Annotated in this window: 19 protein-coding genes and 1 riboswitch; of the genes, 5 read left to right on the top strand and 14 right to left on the bottom strand. The window is 64.5% G+C overall.

Features of this window, described 5'->3' with window-relative positions:
* Positions 1-7 precede the first annotated feature (7 nt).
* From A9K66_RS25725 to A9K66_RS25660, 14 genes are all read right to left on the bottom strand, one after another.
* Positions 8-1,513, bottom strand: coding sequence for an NADH-quinone oxidoreductase subunit M (locus A9K66_RS25725; protein ID WP_067329181.1), 1,506 nt, complete (start codon positions 1,511-1,513; stop codon positions 8-10).
* Entirely contained in the window at positions 1,513-3,486 is a 1,974-nt protein-coding gene (gene nuoL / locus A9K66_RS25720) for an NADH-quinone oxidoreductase subunit L (RefSeq protein ID WP_067329179.1), read from the bottom strand. The genes A9K66_RS25725 and nuoL overlap by 1 nt, the downstream gene beginning before the upstream one ends.
* Before the next feature lie 11 nt (positions 3,487-3,497).
* Complete coding sequence (gene nuoK / locus A9K66_RS25715; protein ID WP_066998791.1) at positions 3,498-3,806, bottom strand: NADH-quinone oxidoreductase subunit NuoK; 309 nt, start codon at positions 3,804-3,806, stop codon at positions 3,498-3,500.
* A gap of 1 nt (position 3,807) precedes the next feature.
* Positions 3,808-4,428: an NADH-quinone oxidoreductase subunit J gene (locus A9K66_RS25710; protein WP_067329177.1), complete on the bottom strand. Its 621-nt coding sequence runs from the start codon at positions 4,426-4,428 to the stop codon at positions 3,808-3,810.
* A 236-nt stretch (positions 4,429-4,664) separates the two neighbouring features.
* On the bottom strand, positions 4,665-5,156 hold the full coding sequence (gene nuoI / locus A9K66_RS25705; protein ID WP_066998784.1) for an NADH-quinone oxidoreductase subunit NuoI: 492 nt from the start codon (positions 5,154-5,156) through the stop codon (positions 4,665-4,667).
* A complete protein-coding gene (nuoH, locus tag A9K66_RS25700) occupies positions 5,156-6,199 on the bottom strand; it encodes an NADH-quinone oxidoreductase subunit NuoH (RefSeq protein WP_066998780.1) in 1,044 nt (347 codons plus the stop codon). Before nuoH ends, nuoI begins: the two co-directional genes overlap by 1 nt.
* A 2-nt stretch (positions 6,200-6,201) precedes the next feature.
* A complete protein-coding gene (gene nuoG / locus A9K66_RS25695) occupies positions 6,202-8,283 on the bottom strand; it encodes an NADH-quinone oxidoreductase subunit NuoG (RefSeq protein WP_067329175.1) in 2,082 nt (693 codons plus the stop codon).
* Positions 8,284-8,355: 72 nt separating this feature from the next.
* Positions 8,356-9,036 (bottom strand): NADH-ubiquinone dehydrogenase, encoded by a 681-nt coding sequence (locus A9K66_RS25690; RefSeq protein WP_067329173.1) that lies wholly within the window; start codon positions 9,034-9,036, stop codon positions 8,356-8,358.
* A gap of 72 nt (positions 9,037-9,108) precedes the next feature.
* Positions 9,109-10,413 (bottom strand): NADH-quinone oxidoreductase subunit NuoF, encoded by a 1,305-nt coding sequence (nuoF, locus tag A9K66_RS25685; protein WP_066998771.1) that lies wholly within the window; start codon positions 10,411-10,413, stop codon positions 9,109-9,111.
* Positions 10,414-10,423: 10 nt separating this feature from the next.
* Positions 10,424-11,728 carry an NADH-quinone oxidoreductase subunit E gene (locus tag A9K66_RS25680; RefSeq protein WP_067329171.1) on the bottom strand — a complete coding sequence of 435 codons (1,305 nt, stop codon included), beginning with the start codon at positions 11,726-11,728 and terminating at the stop codon, positions 10,424-10,426.
* Positions 11,729-12,919: an NADH-quinone oxidoreductase subunit D gene (locus tag A9K66_RS25675; RefSeq protein ID WP_067329169.1), complete on the bottom strand. Its 1,191-nt coding sequence runs from the start codon at positions 12,917-12,919 to the stop codon at positions 11,729-11,731.
* Positions 12,920-12,928: 9 nt separating this feature from the next.
* Positions 12,929-13,534 (bottom strand): NADH-quinone oxidoreductase subunit C, encoded by a 606-nt coding sequence (locus tag A9K66_RS25670; protein WP_066998762.1) that lies wholly within the window; start codon positions 13,532-13,534, stop codon positions 12,929-12,931.
* Between the two features lie 4 nt (positions 13,535-13,538).
* Positions 13,539-14,120, bottom strand: a complete 582-nt coding sequence (locus A9K66_RS25665; RefSeq protein ID WP_013531090.1) for an NADH-quinone oxidoreductase subunit B — start codon at positions 14,118-14,120, stop codon at positions 13,539-13,541.
* On the bottom strand, positions 14,111-14,476 hold the full coding sequence (locus tag A9K66_RS25660; RefSeq protein WP_027169002.1) for an NADH-quinone oxidoreductase subunit A: 366 nt from the start codon (positions 14,474-14,476) through the stop codon (positions 14,111-14,113). Before A9K66_RS25660 ends, A9K66_RS25665 begins: the two co-directional genes overlap by 10 nt.
* A 334-nt stretch (positions 14,477-14,810) precedes the next feature.
* Here A9K66_RS25660 and A9K66_RS25655 point away from each other — a divergent pair, with 334 nt between their 5' ends.
* The 5 genes from A9K66_RS25655 to cobG all read left to right on the top strand — a co-directional run.
* The gene (locus tag A9K66_RS25655) at positions 14,811-16,010 is read left to right on the top strand and encodes a winged helix-turn-helix domain-containing protein (protein WP_067329167.1); all 1,200 of its coding nucleotides are present in this window, start codon (positions 14,811-14,813) and stop codon (positions 16,008-16,010) included.
* A gap of 29 nt (positions 16,011-16,039) precedes the next feature.
* A riboswitch (cobalamin riboswitch) is annotated at positions 16,040-16,238 on the top strand.
* A 38-nt stretch (positions 16,239-16,276) separates the two neighbouring features.
* Positions 16,277-16,705, top strand: coding sequence for a DUF1636 family protein (locus A9K66_RS25650; protein WP_067329165.1), 429 nt, complete (start codon positions 16,277-16,279; stop codon positions 16,703-16,705).
* 1 nt (position 16,706) lies between these two features.
* Positions 16,707-17,744, top strand: a complete 1,038-nt coding sequence (gene cobW, locus A9K66_RS25645) for a cobalamin biosynthesis protein CobW (protein WP_067329163.1) — start codon at positions 16,707-16,709, stop codon at positions 17,742-17,744.
* Between the two features lie 17 nt (positions 17,745-17,761).
* On the top strand, positions 17,762-21,358 hold the full coding sequence (gene cobN / locus A9K66_RS25640) for a cobaltochelatase subunit CobN (protein WP_067329160.1): 3,597 nt from the start codon (positions 17,762-17,764) through the stop codon (positions 21,356-21,358).
* The coding region (gene cobG, locus A9K66_RS25635; RefSeq protein WP_067329604.1) for a precorrin-3B synthase at positions 21,355-22,286 on the top strand (932 nt) is incomplete at its 3' end. The genes cobN and cobG, both read left to right, overlap by 4 nt.

The following is a 22,286-nucleotide window of genomic DNA, read 5'->3' as shown; positions in this document are numbered from 1 at the left end:
TCCCCGGTCAGTTCGCCGCCGCGGTCTGCGCGGAATTGATGGATGCGGTGACGTTGGTGACGAGCGCCTTGACCGACTGCGTGGTGGCATCGAACACAGGCGCCGGATAGACGCCGAAGAAGATCACCAGCACCACCAGCGGGTAGATGATCGCCTTCTCGCGCGTCGACAGATCGAGCAGGTTCTTCAGGCTCTCCTTGGTCAGCGCGCCGAAGATCACGCGGCGGTAGAGCCAGAGCGCATAGGCTGCCGACAGGATCACGCCGGTAGCGGCGAAGAACGCCACCCAGGTGTTGACCCGAAACACGCCGAGCATGGTCAGGAACTCGCCGACGAAGCCGCTGGTGCCCGGCAGGCCGACATTGGCCATGGTGAAGATCATGAACGCGGTCGCGTATTTCGGCATGTTGTTGACCAGCCCGCCATAGGCGTCGATTTCGCGCGTATGCATGCGGTCATAGATGACGCCGACGCACAGGAACAGCGCGCCGGAGACGAGCCCATGGCTGAGCATCTGGAACATCGCGCCCTGCACGCCCTCCTGATTCATCGCGAAGATGCCCATGGTGACGAAGCCCATATGGGCGACCGACGAATAGGCGATGAGCTTCTTCATGTCCTCCTGCATCAGCGCCACCAGCGAGGTGTAGATGATGGCGACGACCGAGAGCGTGAAGATCAGCGGCGCGAACATCTCCGACGCCAGCGGGAACATCGGCAGCGAGAAGCGCAGGAAGCCGTATCCGCCCATCTTCAACAGGATGCCGGCCAGGATGACCGAACCCGCCGTCGGCGCCTCGACATGCGCGTCGGGCAGCCAGGTGTGCACCGGCCACATCGGCATCTTCACCGCGAAGGAGGCGAAGAAGGCGAGCCACAGCCAGGTCTGCATGTCGGCCGGGAAGTTATGCGTCAGCAGCGTGGTGATGTCGGTCGTGCCGGACTGGAAGAACATCGCCATGATGGCGAGCAGCATCAGCACCGAGCCGGCAAGCGTATAAAGGAAGAACTTGAACGAGGCATAGACGCGCCGCTTGCCGCCCCAGACACCGATGATGATGAACATCGGAATCAGGCCGCCCTCGAAGAAGACGTAGAAGAGCACGATGTCGAGCGCGCAGAACACGCCGATCATCAGCGTCTCGAGGATCAGGAAGGCGATCATGTAGGCCTTGACGCGCTTCTCGATCGCATCCCACGAGGCCAGGATGCAGAGCGGCATCAGGAAGGTGGTCAGGATGACGAACAGCATCGAGATGCCGTCGACGCCCATATGGTAGGAGATGCCCGAATCCAGCCAGTCGTGCTTCTCGACGAACTGGAAGCCGGCCTGCGAATTATCGAAGCCCTTCCAGATGAACAGCGACACCACGAAGGTGAACGCCGTCGTGATGAAGGCGATCGAGCGGATGTTGCGGCGCGCGTTTTCGCTGTCGTCGCTGATCGGCAGAATGAGCAGAACACCAACCAGCGGCAGGAAGGTGACCAGCGAGAGGATTGGCCAGTCGGTCATCAGAGCATCATCCAGGTGACGAGAGCGGCCACGCCGATCAGCATGGCGAAGGCATAGTGGTAGAGGTAGCCGGTCTGCAATTTGACGACGCGGTTGGTGACGTCGACGACGCGCGCCGAGATGCCGTCGGGGCCGAGCCCATCGATGATGGCGCCGTCACCCGTCTTCCATAGGAACCGGCCGAGGCGCTTCGCCGGCCGCACGAAAAGGAAGTCGTAGAGCTCGTCGAAATACCATTTGTTGAGCAGGAAGCCGTAGAGCAGGCGATGGTTGGCGGCGACGCTCCGGGGCAGTTCCGGCGAGCGGATGTAGAACTTCCACGCGACCGCAAAGCCGATGACCATGGCGATGAACGGAGCCAGTTCCACCCACAACGGCAATTCGTGGATCTCGTGCAGGATGTGGTTGTCCGGCAGCGTGAACAGCGAGGCCTTCCAGAACTCGGCATAGCCCTCGCCGATGAAGGCGCCGTGGAAGATGATGCCGGCAAACAGCGCGCCGGCAGCCAGCACGTAGAGCGGCACCAGCATCACCGGCGGCGATTCATGCACGTGATGCATGACCTCGTGGCTGGCGCGCGGCTCGCCGTGGAAGGTCATGAAGATCAGTCGCCAGGAATAGAAGCTTGTGAAGGCGGCGGCGATCACGAGCAGCACGAAGGCAAAGCCCGCGACCGCGTTGTGGCTGGCAAAGGACGCTTCGATGATGGCGTCCTTGGAGAAGAAGCCGGCGGTGCCGATCACCGTCGCCGGGATGCCGACGCCGGTCAGCGCCAGGGTGCCGATCACCATCATCCAGTAGGTCTTGGGGATGAGCGTCCTCAACCCGCCCATCAGGCGCATGTCCTGCTCGTCGGAGACGGCGTGGATGACCGAGCCCGAGCCGAGGAAGAGCAGCGCCTTGAAGAAGGCATGCGTGAACAGATGGAAGATCGCCGCGCCATAGGCGCCGACGCCGAGCGCCACGAACATATAGCCGAGCTGCGAGCAGGTCGAATAGGCGATGACGCGCTTGATATCGTTCTGGACAAGGCCGACGGTGGCAGCGAAGAAGGCGGTGAAGGCGCCGATGAAGGTGACGACGGTCAGCGCCGAATGCGACAGCTCGAACAGCGGCGAGAGCCTCGCCAGCATGAACACGCCGGCCGTCACCATGGTCGCGGCATGGATCAGCGCCGAGACGGGCGTCGGGCCTTCCATGGCATCGGGCAGCCAGGTGTGCAGCGGCACCTGCGCCGACTTGCCCATGGCGCCCATGAACAGCAGCAGGCAGACCACCGTTAGCCCCGTGTGCTTGTCGAGCGCATGGCCGAGGAAGGTGAGCACCGCGGCGCCCTCCGGCGCGCCTTCGGCCGGAAGGAAGGAGGCTGCGTTGGCAAAGACTGTGCCGAGATTGACCGAGCCGAACAGCACGAAGACGCCGAAGATGCCGAGCGCGAAGCCGAAGTCGCCGACGCGGTTGACGACGAAGGCCTTGATCGCCGCGGCGTTGGCGGAGGGCTTCTTGTACCAGAAGCCGATCAGCAGATAGGAGGCGAGGCCGACGCCTTCCCAGCCGAAGAACATCTGCACCAGATTGTCGGCCGTCACCAGCATCAGCATCGCGAAGGTGAACAGCGACAGATAGGCGAAGAAGCGCGGCCGGTTCGGATCGTGGTGCATGTAGCCGATCGAATAGATATGGACCAGCGCCGACACGGTGTTGACGACGACCAGCATCACCACCGTCAGTGTGTCGATCCTGAGCGCCCAGGCGACGTCGAGCCCGCCCGCCTGGATCCAGCGCAGCACCGGCACGGTGAACACTTCGCCATGGCCGAAGCCGACGGTGAAGAAGGCGATCCACGACAGCACCGCCGCGATCACCAGGAAGCCGGAAGTGATGTATTCGGATGCCTTGGCGCCGAGCGAATTGCCGAACAGACCGACAATCAGGAAGCCGAGCAGCGGAAGGAAGACGATGGCCTGGTACATGGTTGTTCCCGTCAACCCTTCATCTGGTTCACGTCTTCGACCGCTATCGAGCCGCGGTTGCGGAAGAAGACGACAAGAATGGCAAGTCCGATCGCGGCTTCCGCCGCGGCGACCGTCAGCACGAACAGGGCGAATACCTGCCCTACGAGGTCATGCAGCGCCGCCGAGAAGGCGACGAAGTTGATGTTGACCGCGAGCAGGATCAGCTCGATCGACATCAGGATGACGATGATGTTGCGGCGGTTCAAAAAGATGCCGAACACGCCGAGCGTGAACAGGATCGCCGATACGGTCAGATAATGCGCGATGCCGACGACCATCTCAGATACCCTCGCCCGACTTGACCTTGCGGATTTCCATGCCCGTTGCCGGCGTGCGGCCGACCTGCGCGGCGATCGACTGCCGCTTGACGCCTTCCTTGTGGCGCAGCGTCAGCACGATGGCACCGATCATGGCGACCAGAAGCACGAGGCCGGCGATCTGGAAATAATAGAGATAGTCCGTGTAGAGGACGTCGCCGAGCGCCGCCGTGTTGGAGCGCGCGGCGAGGTCCGGCGTTGCCTTGGCCACCGTCGAGGCAAGCTGCGGCGCGAAGCTGTAGCCGCCGAGCACGACGATCAGCTCCGCCGCCAGGATCAGCCCGACCAGCGCGCCGATCGGCGCATATTGCAGCGCGCCCTGCTTCATCTCCGCGAAGTCGACGTCGAGCATCATGACGACGAACAGGAACAGCACCATCACCGCGCCGACATAGACGACGAGCAGGATCATCGCCAGGAACTCGGCGCCGGTCAGCATGAACAGGCCAGCGGCATTGAAGAAGGTGAGGATCAGGAACAGCACGGAATGCACAGGGTTGCGCGACGAAATGACCATGAAAGCCGACGCCACGGCGATAAAGGCGAAGAGGTAGAAAAAGACCGCCTCTAGTCCACTCAGCATGGGGTTCCCTCGGGTTCCTGTCCGAACACTGGCTCAGCGCCCCTGCTCGATGTCGCCGCCGCCTCCGGCTGGCAAAGTTGCGTGTTCCTATCGCATGTTCCGATCGGGTTGAAAGACCCGATCGAAAGAAACATGCGACACTCTTTTCATTCCGGAGGATGATCTGGTCCGAAAGTCTGCAACTTTTCGGGGACCATCCTTTGGACGAGGCCCTCGCCCCGTCCATGCGTCAAATGTCAGCGATAGGGCGCGTCCAACGCGATGTTGCGCGCCAGCTCACGCTCCCAGCGATCGCCGTTCGCGAGCAGCTTTTCCTTGTTGTAGTAAAGCTCCTCGCGCGTCTCGGTCGCGAATTCGAAATTCGGCCCCTCGACGATGGCGTCAACCGGGCAGGCTTCCTGGCAGAAGCCGCAATAGATGCACTTCACCATGTCGATATCGTAGCGCACGGTGCGCCGCGTACCGTCGTTGCGGCGCGGGCCGGCTTCGATGGTGATCGCCTGTGCCGGACAGATCGCCTCGCAAAGCTTGCAGGCGATGCAGCGCTCCTCCCCATTGGGGTAGCGGCGCAGCGCGTGCTCGCCGCGGAAGCGCGGGCTGGTCGGTCCCTTCTCGTGCGGATAGTTGATCGTCTCCTTCGGCGCAACGAACTGGCGCATCGACAGGAAGAAGGCGCTGACGAAATCCTTCAGCAACAGGGCCTTTGCGGCTTGGGCAAGAGCGGACATCACGCAAACCCCGTGATCTTGAGGAAGGCCGCGGTGGCGACGACCATGAACAGCGAGATCGGCAGGAAGACCTTCCAGCCTAGCCGCATCAGCTGATCATAGCGGTAGCGCGGCACAAACGCCTTCACCATCGAGAACATGAAGAACACCAGGCAGACCTTGAGCACGAACCAGATCAGGCCCGGCACCCAGGTGAAGGGCGCGAAATCGAACGGTGGCAGCCAGCCGCCGAGGAACAGGATGGTGGCCAGCGCGCACATCAGGACGACGGCGACGTACTCGCCCAGGAAGAAGAGCAGGAACGGCGTCGACGAATATTCGACCATGTGTCCGGCGACGAGTTCCGATTCCGCTTCCACCAGATCGAAGGGCGGACGGTTCGTCTCGGCCAGCGCCGAGATGAAGAACACGATGAACATCGGGAACAGCGACAGCCAGTGCCAGTCGAGGAAGGTGTTGGGCAGGCCGAGCTTGGTGCCGAGGCCATCCTGCTGCGAGAGCACGATGTCGGAGAGGTTGAGCGAGCCGACGCAAAGCAGCACGGTGACGATGACGAAGCCGATCGACACCTCGTAGGACACCATCTGCGCGGCTGAGCGCAGCGCGCCCAGGAACGGATATTTCGAGTTCGACGCCCAGCCGCCCATGATCACGCCGTAGACCTCGAGCGAGGAGATGGCGAAAACATAAAGGATGCCGACATTGATGTTAGCGATAGCCCAGCCTTGATTGACCGGAATGACCGCCCAGGCCGAGATCGCGAGCACGGCTGAGACCAGCGGCGCCAGCAGGAAGACGCCCTTGTTGGCGCCCGACGGGATCACCGGCTCCTTGAAGACGAATTTCAAAAGGTCGGCGAAGGCCTGCAGCGTGCCCCAGGGACCGACCACGTTCGGGCCGCGGCGCAGCTGCACCGCAGCCCAGATCTTGCGGTCGGCATAAAGCACGTAAGCCACAAAGATCAAAAGAACGACGATCAGCACGACCGACTTCAACAGGATCAGCAGCGCCGGCAGCACGTAGAAGGAAAAGAAGGTGTCCATGCTTATTCCGCCGCCTGCTTGAAGCCGCTCTTGGCCAGCGCCGAGCACTCAGCCATCACGGCCGAGGCCCGCGCGATCGGGTTGGTGAGATAGAAGTCCTTCACCGGCGAGGTGAAGGTGCCCTTGTTCAAGCGTCCGCCGAGCTTCGCCGCCCTGGCAACGCCGTCGGCGCTGCCCGCCGCGACATGATCGACGCGGGCAAGATGGGGGTATTCGCCATAGAGCTTCGCGCGCAGCTGCGCCAGCGAATCGAACGGCAGCTTCTTGCCGAGCACATCCGACAGCGCCCGCAGGATCGCCCAGTCCTCGCGCGCTTCGCCCGGGGCGAAACCGGCGCGGTTGGTCTGCTGCACGCGGCCTTCCGTGTTCACATAGGTGCCGGACTTTTCGGTGTAGGCAGCAGCCGGCAGGATGACATTGGCGCGGTGCGCGCCCGCATCGCCATGCGTGCCGATATAGACGACGAAGGCGCCGCCGGTCTTGGCCATGTCGATCTCGTCGGCGCCAAGCAGGAACAGGAGATCCGTCGCGCCCAGCATGCCGGCGACATTCTTGCCGCCCTCGCCCGGCACGAAGCCGACGTCGAGCCCGCCGACTCTGGCCGCCGCGTTGTGCAGCACCGCGAAGCCGTTCCACTCGGCCGTGACGGCATTGACGGCCACCGCCAGCCTTGCCGCCTGGCCGAGCACTGCCGCGCCGTCCGAGCGCGCCAGGGCGCCCTGGCCGACGATGATCAGCGGATGCGCTGCATTCTTCAGCACCTCGAAGAACTTGCCGTTGCCGTCGGCCAAGTCCTTCAAGGACTCTGGGCCGGCGCCGATTAGCTCGTAGTCATAACGCGTGTCGCCGATCTCGCCGATGACGCCGATCGGCAGGTTGCCGACGCGCCAGCGCTTGCGGATGCGGGCGTTGAGCACCGAGGCCTCGAAGCGCGGATTGGCGCCGACGATCAGCACCGCGTCGGCCTGCTCGATGCCTTCGATGGTCGGATTGAAGATGTAGCTGGCACGGCCGAGCGATGGATCGAGCGCAGCGCCGTCCTGGCGGCAGTCGATGTTCTTGGAGCCGAGCGCCGCCATCAAAAGCTTGAGCGCATAGATTTCCTCGACCGCGGCGAGGTCGCCGGCGATGGCGCCGACGCGCTCAGGGGCGGTCTTCGACACCTCGTCCTTGATCGCCGCGAAGGCTTCCGCCCAGCTTGCCGGAGCAAGCTTGCCGTTCTTGCGAACGTAGGGACGATCGAGGCGCTGGGTGCGCAGGCCATCCCAGATGAAGCGCGTCTTGTCCGAGATCCACTCCTCGTTCACGGCCTCGTTGACGCGCGGCAGGATGCGCATCACCTCGCGGCCGCGGCTATCGACGCGGATCGCCGAGCCGACGGCGTCCATGACGTCGATCGACTCCGTCTTGGTCAGCTCCCACGGCCGCGCCTGGAAGGCGAACGGCTTGGAGGTCAGCGCGCCGACCGGGCAAAGGTCGATGACGTTGCCCTGGAGCTCCGAGGTCATCGCCTGTTCGAGATAGGTGGTGATCTCGGCATCCTCGCCGCGGCCGATCAGGCCGAGTTCGGAGATGCCGGCGACCTCGGTGGTGAAGCGGACGCAGCGCGTGCAGTGGATGCAGCGGTTCATCACCGTCTTGACCAGCGGACCGATATACTTGTCTTCGACCGCCCGCTTGTTCTCATGGTAGCGCGAGGAGTCGACGCCGAAGGCCATCGCCTGGTCCTGCAGGTCGCACTCGCCGCCCTGGTCGCAGATCGGGCAATCCAGCGGATGGTTGATCAGCAGGAACTCCATCACGCCTTCGCGGGCCTTCTTGACCATCGGCGTGTTGGTGAAGATTTCCGGCGCTTCGCCGTTCGGGCCGGGGCGCAGGTCGCGCACGCCCATGGCGCAGGAGGCCTGCGGCTTGGGCGGGCCACCCTTCACCTCGATCAGGCACATGCGGCAATTGCCGGCGATGGACAACCGCTCATGGAAGCAGAAGCGCGGCACTTCCGCGCCGGCGTCCTCGGCCGCCTGCAGCAGCGTGTAATGGTCGGGTACCGTGATCTCTTTCCCGTCGACCTTGAGCTTTGCCATTCGCCTCAAACCCTCGCGGATTTCCCGCAATCTTTCGTTCCGGGGCGCGACTGCGCCCGGCATTTCATCTCACTACTTGGCGGCCAGCGCCGCCGCTTGGCCAGTCCAGTCGTCGCGGCCGACGCGGCCGGCGAGCGACAGGTAATCCTCGACCCAGGCGATCTCTTCCGCGGTCCAGGCAGCGATCTGGTCGTAGGACCAGATGCCAAGACCATTCAGCACCTTCTCCAGCTTCGGCCCGATGCCCGATATCGCCTTCAGGTCGGACGGCTTTGCCGGCTTGTCGATCGCCTTGGGCTGCCTGAAATCTTCCGGCATCAGACCGGTCGCGGCCGTTCCGGCTACCGTGTCACCTCTCGCGTCGAGCGCCTTCTCAGCGCTGGCGTTCGCCGCGATGTCGGTCACATCCCTGGCGAAGGTCTGCGCCTCGGCGATCAGCGTCTCGGTCGCTTTGCGCGCCTTGGACGAATTGTTGGCGGCTTCGGTCCGCGCCTCGAGATCGTCGAGGAACGGCTGGAGCATGCGCTGCGAGGCTTCGACGGCGCCGGAGAACGCGCCCATCCAGACACCCAGGGCATGGTTGGCGAAACCGATGCCTACCGCCGATAGTGCAGCCACGCCCGCGACAGGATGCGCCATCAGGTTGACGGCGCTGGCCATCTCCCTCGGCATCATCTTGGTCAGGTCCGGGTTCATCTTCTCGAGTTCGTCCAAATAAGGCATCAGCGGGTAGGCTATCGAATACGGCGCCATAGACATCTCCTGGTCGTTTCTTCGTACGCCCCGCCCCTGCTTTCCGTCCCGGGCAATGCCCGTCTTGCAAATCTATTCCGCCGCCGCCATCACCGGCTCGACCCGGTGCGCGTTGCGCGAAAACTCGTCGATGCGGCGCTCCACCTCGCCACGGAAATGCCGCATCAGGCCCTGGATCGGCCAGGCCGCGGCATCGCCCAGCGCGCAGATCGTGTGACCTTCCACCTGCTTGGTGACATCGAGCAGCATGTCGATCTCGCGCTTCTGCGCTTCGCCGCGCACCAGCCGTTCCATCACCCGCCACATCCAGCCGGTGCCTTCGCGGCACGGCGTGCACTGGCCGCAGCTCTCATGCTTGTAGAAGTAGGAAAGCCTGGCGATCGCCTTCACGATATCGGTCGACTTGTCCATGACGATGACAGCCGCAGTGCCGAGGCCGGATTTGAGGTCGCGCAATGCATCGAAATCCATCGGCGCGTCGATGATCTGCTCGGCCGGCACCAGCGGCACCGAAGCGCCGCCCGGGATGACCGCGAGCAGATTGTCCCAGCCGCCGCGAATGCCGCCGCAATGCGTCTCGATCAGTTCGCGGAACGGGATCGACATCGCCTCTTCGAAGGTGCACGGATTGTTGACGTGCCCGGACACGCAGAAGAGCTTGGTGCCGGCATTGTTCGGCCGGCCGAAGGACGAGAACCAGGCAGCACCCCGGCGCAGGATCGTCGGCGCCACGGCGATGGATTCGACGTTGTTGACCGTGGTCGGGCAGCCATAAAGGCCGACATTGGCCGGGAATGGCGGCTTCAGTCGCGGCTGGCCCTTCTTGCCCTCGAGGCTTTCGAGCAGCGCCGTCTCCTCGCCGCAAATATAGGCGCCGGCGCCGTGGTGCATATAGACGTCGAAGTCGTAGCCGGAGGTGTTGTTCTTGCCGATGAGCTTGGCCGCATAAGCCTCGTCGATGGCGCGCTGCAGCGCCTCGCGCTCGCGGATGAACTCGCCGCGCACATAGATGTAAGCAGCGACCGCGCCCATGGCGAAACCGGCGACCAGCGCGCCCTCGACCAGCGTATGCGGATCGTTGCGCAGAATGTCACGGTCCTTGCAGGTGCCAGGCTCGGATTCGTCGGCATTGATGACCAGATAGCTCGGCCGGCCATCGCTCTGCTTGGGCATGAACGACCATTTCAGGCCGGTCGGGAAGCCGGCGCCGCCACGGCCGCGCAGGCCGCTTGCCTTCATTTCGTTGATGATCCAGTCGCGTCCCTTGGCGATCAGGCCGGGTGTATCGTCCCACATGCCGCGCGCCTGCGCTCCGGCCAGCGACTTGTCGAAGAGGCCGTAGATGTTGGTGAAGATGCGGTCTTTGTCCTGAAGCATTGTTCGTCCCTCAGACCGGCTTCTTGCCGAAGACGCGGATGTACTCGGCGACGCCGCCCTTGGCGAGCGCCTTGGCCTGCTTCACCCAGTCGTCGCGCTCGATACGGCCGCGGAAATTGAGATAGCCGTCGACCCATTCGCGCTCGGCCTTCCTCCACGCAGAGACCTGCGCGAAAGTATAAATGCCAAGCGAATGCAGGACGCCTTCGATCTTCGGACCGACACCGGAGATCAGCTTCAGATCGTCGACCGTTGCCGGACGCGCGATCCCGGCCGGGCGGTTCTTGTCCTCTAGCGAAGGCTTGGCCGTCTTGGTCGCAGGTTGCTTCGCTTCCGGCGACTTGAAGGCGGACGCCGGCTCGGCCTTGGCCTTCGGCCCGCTGCGCGGCTTCGAAACCGCCTCGACTTCCGGAGAAGCCTGGTTGGCATTGGCTGCGGAGTGGCGCGGCGCCCTGACGCTGGCCGCCTTCTCGGTCGCGGGCGAAACCTTGACCGGCGATGGTGTCCTTAGTGCCGGACTGGTTTCGGGCGCGTCGGTTTTCGGCTTGCCGGATTTCGATGGCCCGACAGGGGCCGAGGGCGGCGCGGCAGGCGCTTGCGAGACGACGGCGGCGGAGGCAGTAGCCGGCGCTGCGGCAGCGGCTTGCCTGGCTGCCTTCGCGGCGGCCTTGGCTTCCTTGTCGCGGGTGGATTTCAGGATTGCCTTCTCGCTCTTCAGCGTCGTCAGGCCCGTGGCCGGCTCCGAACCGATGCGGCCGTTCTGCGGACCGGGCTTCACCTCGGCGCCTTTGCCGGCTTCATAGAGATCGATGATCTCGGCAAGGCGCTCCGGCGTCAGGTCTTCGAACGTGTCCTTGAAGATCATGACCATCGGCGCGTTGACGCAGGCGCCGAGGCATTCGACCTCCTCCCACGACAGCGTACCCTTGTCGTTGGTATGGAACTGGTCGTGATGGATCTTCGAGCGGCACACATCCATCAGCGCTTCCGAGCCGCGCAGCATGCAGGGCGTGGTGCCGCAGACCTGGATATGGGCGCGGGTGCCGACCGGATTGAGCTGGTATTGCGTGTAGAAGGTGGCCACCTCGAGGCCGCGGATGCGCGGCATGCCGAGCATATCCGAGATCGTCTCGATCGCCGCCTTCGTTACCCAGCCTTCCTGTTCCTGAGCGATCATGAGCAATGGGATGATGGCCGACTGCTCGCGTCCCTTCGGGTATTTGGCGATCCACTGCTGCGCCGCCGCGGCGTTCGCCTCGTTGAAGGCGAAGGAGGCTGGCTGGACGCTGGCATCTGCGAGACGGCGGACTGACATTTAGCGATCGACCTCACCAAACACGATGTCGAGGGAGCCAAGCACGGCGGTGACGTCGGCCAGCATGTGGCCGCGGCACAGGAAATCCATGGCCTGCAGATGCGCAAAACCCGGCGCGCGCAGCTTGCAGCGATAGGGCTTGTTGGTGCCGTCGGAGACGAGATAGACGCCGAACTCGCCCTTCGGCGCCTCGACAGCCGCATAGACCTCGCCGGCCGGCACGCGATAGCCCTCGGTATAGAGCTTGAAATGATGGATGAGCGCTTCCATCGAGCGCTTCATCGCCGCGCGCTTCGGCGGCACCACCTTGCCGTCGAGGTTCGACACCGGTCCGGCGCTCTCCTTGCCGAGCAGAAGATCGACGCACTGGCGCATGATCTTGGCCGATTGGCGCATCTCTTCCATGCGCACGAGATAACGGTCGTAGCAGTCGCCGTTCTTGCCGATCGGGATGTCGAAATCCATCTCGGAATAGCATTCATAGGGCTGCGCCTTGCGCAGGTCCCAGGCGGCACCCGAGCCGCGCACCATCACGCCCGAAAAACCCCAGGCCCAGGCGTCGGCGAGCGACACCGTGCCGATGTCGACATTGCGCTGCTTGAAGATGCGGTTGCCGGTGAGCAAGGCGTCAAGGTCGTCGACCGACTTCAGGAACGGATCGATCCACTTGCCGATATCCTCGATCAGCTTCTGCGGCAGGTCCTGATGCACGCCGCCTGGCCGGAAGTAGGCCGCATGCATGCGCGAGCCGGAGGCGCGCTCATAAAACACCATCAGCTTCTCGCGCTCGACGAAGCCCCACAGCGGCGGCGTCAGCGCGCCGACGTCCATCGCCTGCGTCGTCACATTGAGGATGTGCGACATGATGCGGCCCATTTCGGAATAGAGCACGCGGATCAGCTGGCCGCGCTTCGGCACCTCGATGCCGAGCAGGCGCTCGGCCGCGAGCGCGAAGGCATGCTCCTGGTTCATCGGCGCGCAATAGTCGAGCCGGTCGAGATAGGGCACCGCCTGCAGATAGGTCTTGGCCTCGATCAGCTTCTCGGTACCGCGATGCAGCAGGCCGATATGCGGATCGACGCGATCGACCACCTCGCCGTCCAGCTCCAGCACGAGACGCAAAACGCCGTGGGCAGCAGGGTGTTGAGGCCCAAAGTTAATGTTAAAATTGCGGACGGAGGTTTCAGCCATTGTGGCGCCTCAATTTGGCTTCGCCTTTTCATCGCCCGGAAGGACGTAATCCGTTCCCTCCCATGGGCTCAAAAAGTCAAAGTTTCTAAATTCCTGCTTCAATTCCACCGGCTCATAGATGACTCGCTTGGCCTCGTCGTCGTATCGAACCTCGACGAAGCCGGTCAGCGGGAAATCCTTGCGCAGCGGATGCCCTTCAAAGCCGTAGTCGGTGAGGATGCGGCGCAGGTCCGGATGGCCGGAGAAGAGCACGCCGTAGAGATCATAGGTCTCGCGCTCGAACCAGTCGGCGCCGGGATAGACGCCGGTCAGCGACGGCACCAGCGTCTCCTCGTCGGCCTGGACCTTGAGGCGGATGCGGACGTTCTGCTTCGGCGACAACAGGTGGTAGACGACGTCGAAGCGCTTGGCACGCGACGGATAGTCGGCGCCGCAAATGTCGATGATCGAGACGAACTGGCAGCGCGGGTCGTCGCGCAGGAAGGTCGCGACCTCGGTCAAGTTGCCCGGCTCGACGCAAACCGTCAGTTCGCCATAAGCAAGCACCGTTTCGCCGATGCGGCCGGAGAGCTTCTCGCCGAGATAGGTGGAGAGTTCGTGCAACGCCAAGGCCATTGGTTCACCGTTCGATCGTGCCGGTGCGGCGGATCTTCTTCTGCAACAGGAGAATGCCGTAGAGCAGCGCTTCGGCGCTCGGCGGGCAGCCGGGGACATAGATGTCGACCGGCACGATGCGGTCGCAGCCGCGCACCACCGAATAGGAATAGTGATAATAGCCGCCGCCATTGGCGCACGAACCCATCGAGATGACGTAGCGCGGCTCCGGCATCTGGTCGTAGACCTTGCGCAGCGCCGGCGCCATCTTGTTGGTCAGTGTACCCGCGACGATCATGATATCGGACTGGCGCGGAGACGCGCGCGGCGCGACGCCGAACCTCTCCGAGTCATAGCGCGGCATCGAGGTGTGGATCATCTCGACCGCGCAGCAGGCGAGACCGAAGGTCATGAACATCAGCGAGCCGCTGCGCGCCCAAGTGATCAGCGCCTCGGTCGAGGTGACAAGGAAGCCCTTGTCGGCCAGCTCATTATTGATCTCGAGGAAGAAGGGATCGTCCTCCCCCACCGGCCTGCCGGTGTTGGGATCGATGATGCCCTTGGGCTTCGGCGCGACGAGGGTGCCTGAACTGTCGTTCAATCCCATTCCAGCGCTCCTTTTTTCCATTCATAGGCAAAGCCGATGGTCAGCACCGCCAGGAACACCATCATCGACCAGAAGCCGAGCATGCCGAGCTTGGAGAAGGACACCGCCCACGGGAACAGGAAGGCGACCTCGAGATCGAAGATGATGAACAGGATCGACACCAGGTAGAAGCGGATGTCGAACTTCATGCGGGCGTCGTCGAATGAGTTGAACCCGCATTCATAGGCGGAAAGCTTTTCCGGATCGGGATTGCGGTAGGCAACCAGGAACGGCGCAACGATCAGCGCCAGGCCGACAACCATCGCCACTGCGATGAAGAGCACGATGGGCAGATACGAACTTAGGAGTGCGCTCATGCGGCGACTTTCCTTCGGCGGCCAGTTCACTTTGATTACAGCAACGGACTCTAAGGCGGAAGCGTGACAGTTTAACCCGCTGAACCGTTTTAGGTGGCCTATGCTGCGACGCGGCGAGGGTTAGCGCAGCGGTTTCGGCGACGCAAGTCAAACCTTGTTCAAAATCCGGCCCTGGACGCCATATCGGAAGAAACTGGTCCGATCCGCTCCTGTTTGATTTCCTTCATGTTTCACTCCACTTTTCTATCCTGACATATCTCCCGCCATTTGCCTGTTAGCATGGCCGGAATCACCGACTGGAAATCCCGGCAAAGGATCAGGGCAAGGTAGCTGGATGAAAGAAAAGATCTCGCTCGCCGCAGCAAGGCGCATTGCGCTCGGCGCGCAGGGTTTTACCGATGCGCGGCCGGCCGGCACGCCCGATCGTCGCCATCTCGCCCGTGTGCTTTCCCGAACTGGCCTGCTGCAGATCGATTCCGTCAGCGCCGTGGTGCGCGCCCACTATATGCCGCTCTACTCGCGCCTCGGCCCCTACCCCCTTGCGCTGCTCGACAACGCGGCCGTCACGCGCAAGCGAACCGTCTTCGAATACTGGGCCCATGAGGCTTCCTTCCTGCCCGTCGAGACCTATCCGTTGATGCGCTGGCGCATGCAGCGGGCCGAGAAAGGCGAGGAAATGTATCTCGGCCTCGCCAAATGGGGCCGCGAGCGCAAGGCGATGATCGAGGAGATCTACGGGCAAGTCGCGGAACGCGGGCCGATCGCCGCCTCCGACATCGAAGGCCACAAGGGCAATGGCGGATGGTGGGGCTGGAGCGAGGCCAAGCACGCTTTCGAATGGCTGTTCTGGGCCGGGCGCATCACCACCGCCTACCGGCGAGGATTCGAGCGCTATTACGACCTGCCCGAGCGGGTTCTGCCGCCGGCCATCCTCGACCTGCCGGTGCCCTCGGTCGAGGACGCGCATCGCCAATTGCTGCGCATTTCCGCCCGCGCCCATGGCATCGCCACCTATGGCGATCTGCGTGACTATTTCCGCCTGGCGCCTGGCGATACGAGAGCCAGAATCGAGGAACTGGTCGAGATGGGCGAACTGCTGCCGGTGAAGGTCGAAGGCTGGGACAAGCCCGCCTATCTCCACAAGGACGCCCGCTTTCCGCGCCGCATCGAGGCCCGCGCCCTGCTCGCGCCCTTCGATCCGGTGGTATTCGAACGCACCCGGACGGAAAAACTCTTCGGCTTCCGCTACCGCATCGAGATCTACACGCCGGCCGAGAAGCGCCAGTACGGCTACTACGTGCTGCCTTTCCTGCTCGGCGACCGGATCGTTGCCCGGGTCGATTTGAGAGCTGACCGGCCGGCCGGCGTGCTGCGCGTCCATGCGGCTTTTGCCGAAGCCGGCGCTCCCGCCGAAACGGCCGCACAGCTCTTCGGTGAGTTGAAACAGATGCAGGCATGGCTCGGCTTGGAAACCATCGAGGTGACGCCGGCCGGCGACCTTGGGCCGGCGTTGACCGACATTTCGGTGTCGTAGCCGCGCGTTGACATGCCAGCACCTCTAAGCCTAAATCCGCCGCAGACGGTCTCCTCCCGGCAAGGGGAGGAGCCAGAGGGAATGCGGTGCGGGAAAACCCAAATCCGCGGCTGTCCCCGCAACTGTGAGCGACGAGCCTCAGCCGAAAACCACTGGGATGTTCCCGGGAAGGCGGCGTAAGGCGACGACCCGCGAGCCAGGAGACCTGCCGTCTGAGACATGAGAATCCGATCGCTCGGCGGGTTTTCCGGGCAAGGAGCCTGGTTTTGGATTGCAACGTCAGTTTTCCGGCTAGTACCGCGGACATTTCGTCCGAACCCCGCGACGCGCTATCGGAAGTGACCGTCATCGTCTGCTCCTCCTGCCGCGATGAGACCGGTTCGGACGCGCATCCGCGCGCCGGCGCCCTCCTTGCCGAAGACGCGCGCCGCGCCGCGCCGGACGAGAAAATCCGCATCCGCACCGTCGAGTGTCTCGGCAATTGCAAACGCCGCCTGAGCGCGGCGCTGCTGCGCGACGGCTGCTGGAGCTATGTCTTCGGTGACCTGGAAACGACCAGCGGGGCCGACCTCGTCACCGGCGCAAAGCTCTTTGCCACCTCGACCGACGGCCTCATCCCCTGGCGAGGCCGGCCCGATTCCCTCAAGCGCGGCCTGGTTGCCCGCCTCCCTCCCCTCGACCTGCTGAAGGACTGACATGACCGCATCCCTCTCCCGTGTTCCCTGCACTGTCGTCACCGGCTTTCTCGGCGCCGGCAAGACCACGCTGATCCGCAACCTGCTCGAAAACGCCAAGGGCAAGCGGCTGGCGATCATCGTTAACGAATTCGGCGATGTCGGCATCGACGGTGAGATCCTGAAAGGCTGCGGCATCGACACCTGCCCAGAGGAAAATATCGTCGAGCTCGCCAATGGCTGCATCTGCTGCACCGTCGCCGACGATTTCGTGCCGGCGCTCGACCGGATCCTGTCGCGCACGCCGAAGGTCGACCACATCCTGATCGAAACCTCCGGCCTCGCTTTGCCGAAGCCGCTCGTCCAGGCCTTCCAGTGGCCGACGGTGAAGAGCCGCGTCACGGTCGATGGCGTCATCGCCGTGGTCGACGGTCCGGCGCTGGCCGACGGCCGCGTCGCCTCCGACCTAGACGCCTTGCAGGCGCAGCGCGCCGCCGACGACTCGCTCGACCACGATGATCCGGTCGAAGAGGTGTTCCAGGACCAGATCGCTTGCGCCGACCTCATCATCCTGTCGAAGAGCGATCTGATGGACGCGGCCGGCTCGGAGCGCGCCAATGCCGTCATCGGCGAGCACGTGGCGCGCGCGGTCAAGGTCGTGCCGACCGCACAGGGCAAGGTCGACCCGTCGGTGCTGCTCGGTCTTGGCCTCGCCGTCGAGGACGACATCGAGAACCGCAAGACCCATCACGATGACGAGCTCGACCATGAGCATGACGATTTCGACTCCTTCGTCCTCGATATCCCGTCCATCGCCAGTCCGGATGAGCTGGCAAAGCGCGTCGCTCTCGCCGCCGAGCAGGAAAACGTTCTGCGCGTCAAAGGCTTTGTCGAGGTGGGTGGCAAGCCGATGCGGCTGCTGCTCCAGGCCGTCGGCCCGCGCGTCAACCACTATTACGACCGCGCCTGGACGCCGGACGACGACCGCCGATCGCGGCTCGTCGTCATCGGCCTCAAGGGGCTGAACCGCCCGGCGATCGAGCGTATCCTCGCCGGCTGAGGCAAGACCGAACCGCGATGCACATCCTCACCACGACATCCGCCTCGCTCGACGATCTCGCCGAGCCGATCGACCTCAGGCAGACGCCTGCGGATGTCGTGGCCCTGTCCTTCACCGACAGCGATCTCGCCGGCCTCGCCGCTGCCTGGAAGGCCGACGCCGCTCGGCTGCCGTCGATGCGGCTGGCAGCACTTCGCGATCTCCGCCATCCGATGTCGGTCGATCTCTGGATCGACAGTGTCGCGCGCCATGCCAGGGTCGTCCTGGTCCGCATTCTCGGCGGCTACGACTGGTGGCGCTACGGCTGCGACCAGCTCGCAGCGGTTGCGCGCGAGCGAAATATCAAACTGGCGCTGCTGCCGGGCGAAAGCCACGACGAGGATCTGCGGCTGATCGAAGGCTCGACCCTGCCGCGCGCCGAACTCGACGCCCTGCTCGGCTATTTCCGCGAAGGCGGCCCAGCGAACATGAGCGCGCTGGTGCAAAGCCTGGCAAGGCTCGCCGGGTCGGATACGGCCGTGGCCGAGCCGGTGAGCGTGCCGAAGGCGGGGTATTACCAGGCTGGATTGGGGGTTGTAGAGGAGCCTGAGATCATCGATGTCGGCGGTCCTTCACACCCCCCTCTGTCCTGCCGGACAGAGGGGGGTGTGACAGAGCTCAACATCGACAGCGTCGGTGCCCCCGTCATCCCCATCCTCTTCTACCGTTCGATGCTGCTCGCCGCCGACGTCGCCCCAATCGATGCCCTGACGGAGGCGTTGCGGTCGCAGGGCATCATGCCCGTGCCGATCTTCGTTTCGAGCCTCAAGGACCCGGTATCGCTGGCTTTCGTCGAAACCGCCATCACCTCGCTGAACCCGTCCGCCATCGTCACTGCAACCGCCTTCGCCTCCGGTGCCGAGCCGGGTGCCGAAACGCTCTTCGACCGTGCCGGCGTGCCCGTGTTCCAGGTCATCGTCGCCACGACGCGGCGCGAAGTCTGGGAGAAAAACCAGCGCGGCCTGGCGCCCGCCGACCTTGCCATGCATGTCGTGCTGCCCGAGCTCGATGGCCGTATCCTCGCCGGCGCGATCTCCTTCAAGGGCGAGATCGACGCCGATCCGGCGCTGGCCTTCCGCGCCTTCGCCAACCGACCGGAAACGGATCGCGTCGCCCAGGTCGCCGCCCGCATCGCCGCATTCCTCCGCCTTCAACGGACGCAACGGGCGGAACGCAAGCTGGCGATTCTGATTCCGGATTATCCAGGCGCGCCCGGACGCACCGGCTATGCTGTCGGCCTGGATGTGCCGTCGAGCGTGCTCGCCATGCTGCACGACCTCAAGGAACAGGGCTATGCGGTTGATGGGATTCCACAATCGCCACGCGGATTGCTGGATGTGTTGGAGGTGGGTGGACTTGGTCTCACCTTACAGGAATATCTCGCCTTTTCGGCAGCGCTTCCCGAAGGTGCACGCGACACGGTTGAGGCAGCGTGGGGGAGAGCCAACGACAAAGCTCACGTCAATGCGCCCCCCTCTGTCCTGCCGGACATCTCCCCCTCTAGGGGGGAGATTGCGCCTGCATCGATGCTTTCGCCAATCATCAACGCTGGAGGAGAAGCGCCGTCAGCGAAACTGCCAATCTCCCCCCTTGAGGAGGAGATGTCCGGCAGGACAGAGGGGGGTGTTCAAGCGCCTCCTTCCGCAAGCTTCCCCTTCCGCGCCGCCGCCTTCGGCAACGTCACCGTGGCGCTGGCCCCCGACCGTGGTCGCTCCGCAGACCGCCGCGCCGACTACCATGACCCGACCCTTCCCCCGCGCCACGAGCTGATCGCCTTCGGCCTGTGGTTGCAAAAGTCGCTCGGCGTCCACGCCATCGTCCATGTCGGCGCGCATGGCACGCTCGAATGGCTTCCCGGCAAGACGGTCGCGCTCTCCGACAACTGCTTCCCTGAGATCGTCACCGGCTCGCTGCCCGTCATCTATCCCTTCATCGTCTCCAATCCCGGCGAGGCGGCGCAGGCCAAACGCCGCATCGCGGCCGTCACGCTCGGTCATCTGCCGCCGCCGCTGACCGGCGCCGGGCTCGACGAGGCGCAACAGAAGCTTGAGCGGCTGGTCGACGAATACGCACAAGCCGACGGGCTCGACCGCCGCCGCCGCGACCGACTTGCAAGGCTGATCGTCGAAACGGCGCAGAAGACAGGCCTTGCTTCTGAAGCCGGAGTTGCCGGAACCGATGCGCCGGACGAGGCGCTGCGCCGCATCGACGCGTGGCTGTGCGACCTCAAGGATTTTGCCGTCAAGGACGGGCTGCATGTCTATGGCCGCGCGCCCGATGACGAAGCCGATCCGCTGCGCCGCCAAAGCGCCGAGACCGAAAAAAGCGCCCTGCTCGCTGCGCTCGACGGCCGTCACATCAAAGCCGGACCGGCAGGCGCGCCGGCGCGCGGCCGTTCCGACGTGCTGCCCACCGGCCGCAACCTTTTCACCTCAGATCCGCGCACCATGCCGACGCCGACGGCCTGCGATCTCGGGCAGGCGGCGGCGGAAGAAGTCGTGCGCAGCTACATGCAGAGCCATGGCGATTGGCCGCGCTCGCTGGTCATCGACCTCTGGGGCTCGGCGTCGTTGCGCACCGGCGGCGAGGAGATCGCGCAAGGCCTCGCGCTGATGGGCTGCCGGCCGCAATGGGATGCCGCCACGGGTCGCGTCACCGGCATCGAGGTGCTGCCGCCGGCTTCGCTCGGCCGCCCGCGCGTCGACGTCACCTGGCGCATCTCCGGCCTGTTCCGCGACATGTTCCCGACCCAGATTGCGCTGATCGACGCCGCCGCCAGCGCCGTCGCCGGCCGCGACGAGGACGATTCGGAAAATCCGCTTGCCGCCGCGACCCGTGCCCAAGGCAAAATCGGTCTGCGCATTTTCGGCACCTCGCCCGGCACTTACGGCGCCGGGGTCGAGGAATTGCTGTCGCGCGGCGAGTGGAGCGCGCGCGAAGAGATCGGCCGCGCCTATCTCGAAGCAACCTCGCATGCCTATGGCGGCGCCGAAGGTGAGGCCATCTCCGCGCCCGGCGTCTTCGAGGGCCGCATCGCCGAGGCGGACCTGCTTGTCCACACCGGCGACGACCCGGGCCGCGACATCCTCGAAGGTTCGGCCGATGTCGCCTTCATCGGCGGGTTTTCGGCCGCACTGGCCGCGCTTGGCAGGAATGCCGATGTCATAGTGCTCGACACGACTGACCCTAAGAAGCCGAAGCCGCGATCGGTCGGCGAAGCCGTGTCGCGCGTGGTGCGGGCCCGCGCCGTCAATCCACGCTTCATTGCCGGGCAGATGCGCCACGGCCCCCGCGGCGCCTCGGAATTCGCCGAGACGGTCGACCGCCTGGTCGGCTTCGCCGAGACCACGCATGCCATATCGGGCGCGCTGATCGAGGCGGTGCACGACGCCTACGTCGGCGACACGGAAGTCCGAGCCTTCCTGCTGCGCGAAAATCCCGCCGCCGCGAAGGTCATCGCCGAGCGATTCCTTGCTGCGCGACGGCGCGGTCTCTGGCATCCACTCAGGAATTCCATCGACGACGATCTCACGGCCTTGATCGCCGAGGCACAGGCAAGCGAGGTGGCGGCATGAACGCCTTCTCGCGCCGCGGCGCCTGCCCCGCGTTGAGCGCGCCGATGCAGACCGGCGATGGCCTGCTGGTGCGGCTCAATCCGGTTGCTGGAGGGCTTGCACCCAAGTCGCTGATCGGTCTTTGCGAATCCGCCTTGCGCCACGGCAACGGCATCATGGAAGTGACCGCTCGCGGTAGCCTGCAGATCCGGGGCCTGACAGCAGACAGCGCTGGGCTGCTGGCGGCGGAAGTGGATGCGCTGGGCATCGCCGTGCGGACGGGCGTGCCGGTGGAGACCGGGCCGCTCGCGGGTATCGACCCGCAGGAGATTGCAGATTCGCGCCCGCTGGCGGAACGGATCAGGGCGGCGGTTGAAGAGGCCGGGCTGACTCGACGGTTGGGGCCGAAGGTGTCCGTGGTCGTCGACGGCGGCGGGCAGTTGACGTTGGACGCAGTGACAGCTGATGTGCGGTTGAAGGCAGTGCACACTGCTGCTGGCGTGAAATGGGGCATGTCCGTTGCGGGCGACGCGCACGATGCAAGACCGCTCGCGACAGTCGATGCGGATGCCGCACGCGACATCGCCCTCGCAGCGCTCAGGATGGTCGCCGAGAAAGGCCGCGAGGCGCACACACGGGATTTGTCGGAGCGGCAATTGGCTTCTCTCGCAGGCTGGCATTCCTTCGCGCCCCCCTCTGTCCTGCCGGACATGTCCGGCAGGACAGAGGGGGGCGCCTTAGAGCGCCATCGCTCACCGATCGGCCTCTTTGACCTACGCGAAGGTCAAGCCCTCGGCTTCGGCTTGCCCTTCGGCAGCATGCCGGCCCAGAACCTCATCGGCCTCGTCGCCCGGGCCTCAGATCTGGACTCGACCGAAATCCGCCTGGCCCCAGGCCGCGCCCTGCTTTTCCTCGGCCTCACCGCATCCGCCTGCCCTCCCCTCCAAGC

It is taken from the genome of Mesorhizobium sp. AA23, assembly GCF_001672435.1.
Lineage (GTDB): Bacteria > Pseudomonadota > Alphaproteobacteria > Rhizobiales > Rhizobiaceae > Mesorhizobium.
The sequence above is the reverse complement of the archived record's forward strand: the minus strand, read 5'-3'. Positions and strand labels throughout refer to the sequence as shown.

What these genes read in the sequence shown, in the direction of transcription:
- A9K66_RS25725 (WP_067329181.1), bottom strand. Translation starts at nt 1,513, where the DNA reads ATGACCGACTGGCCAATCCTCTCGCTGGTCACCTTCCTGCCGCTGGTT.
- nuoL (WP_067329179.1), bottom strand. Translation starts at nt 3,486, where the DNA reads ATGTACCAGGCCATCGTCTTCCTTCCGCTGCTCGGCTTCCTGATTGTC.
- nuoK (WP_066998791.1), bottom strand. Translation starts at nt 3,806, where the DNA reads ATGGTCGTCGGCATCGCGCATTATCTGACCGTATCGGCGATCCTGTTC.
- A9K66_RS25710 (WP_067329177.1), bottom strand. Translation starts at nt 4,428, where the DNA reads ATGCTGAGTGGACTAGAGGCGGTCTTTTTCTACCTCTTCGCCTTTATC.
- nuoI (WP_066998784.1), bottom strand. Translation starts at nt 5,156, where the DNA reads ATGTCCGCTCTTGCCCAAGCCGCAAAGGCCCTGTTGCTGAAGGATTTC.
- nuoH (WP_066998780.1), bottom strand. Translation starts at nt 6,199, where the DNA reads ATGGACACCTTCTTTTCCTTCTACGTGCTGCCGGCGCTGCTGATCCTG.
- nuoG (WP_067329175.1), bottom strand. Translation starts at nt 8,283, where the DNA reads ATGGCAAAGCTCAAGGTCGACGGGAAAGAGATCACGGTACCCGACCAT.
- A9K66_RS25690 (WP_067329173.1), bottom strand. Translation starts at nt 9,036, where the DNA reads ATGGCGCCGTATTCGATAGCCTACCCGCTGATGCCTTATTTGGACGAA.
- nuoF (WP_066998771.1), bottom strand. Translation starts at nt 10,413, where the DNA reads ATGCTTCAGGACAAAGACCGCATCTTCACCAACATCTACGGCCTCTTC.
- A9K66_RS25680 (WP_067329171.1), bottom strand. Translation starts at nt 11,728, where the DNA reads ATGTCAGTCCGCCGTCTCGCAGATGCCAGCGTCCAGCCAGCCTCCTTC.
- A9K66_RS25675 (WP_067329169.1), bottom strand. Translation starts at nt 12,919, where the DNA reads ATGGCTGAAACCTCCGTCCGCAATTTTAACATTAACTTTGGGCCTCAA.
- A9K66_RS25670 (WP_066998762.1), bottom strand. Translation starts at nt 13,534, where the DNA reads ATGGCCTTGGCGTTGCACGAACTCTCCACCTATCTCGGCGAGAAGCTC.
- A9K66_RS25665 (WP_013531090.1), bottom strand. Translation starts at nt 14,120, where the DNA reads ATGGGATTGAACGACAGTTCAGGCACCCTCGTCGCGCCGAAGCCCAAG.
- A9K66_RS25660 (WP_027169002.1), bottom strand. Translation starts at nt 14,476, where the DNA reads ATGAGCGCACTCCTAAGTTCGTATCTGCCCATCGTGCTCTTCATCGCA.
- A9K66_RS25655 (WP_067329167.1), top strand. Translation starts at nt 14,811, where the DNA reads ATGAAAGAAAAGATCTCGCTCGCCGCAGCAAGGCGCATTGCGCTCGGC.
- cobW (WP_067329163.1), top strand. Translation starts at nt 16,707, where the DNA reads ATGACCGCATCCCTCTCCCGTGTTCCCTGCACTGTCGTCACCGGCTTT.
- cobN (WP_067329160.1), top strand. Translation starts at nt 17,762, where the DNA reads ATGCACATCCTCACCACGACATCCGCCTCGCTCGACGATCTCGCCGAG.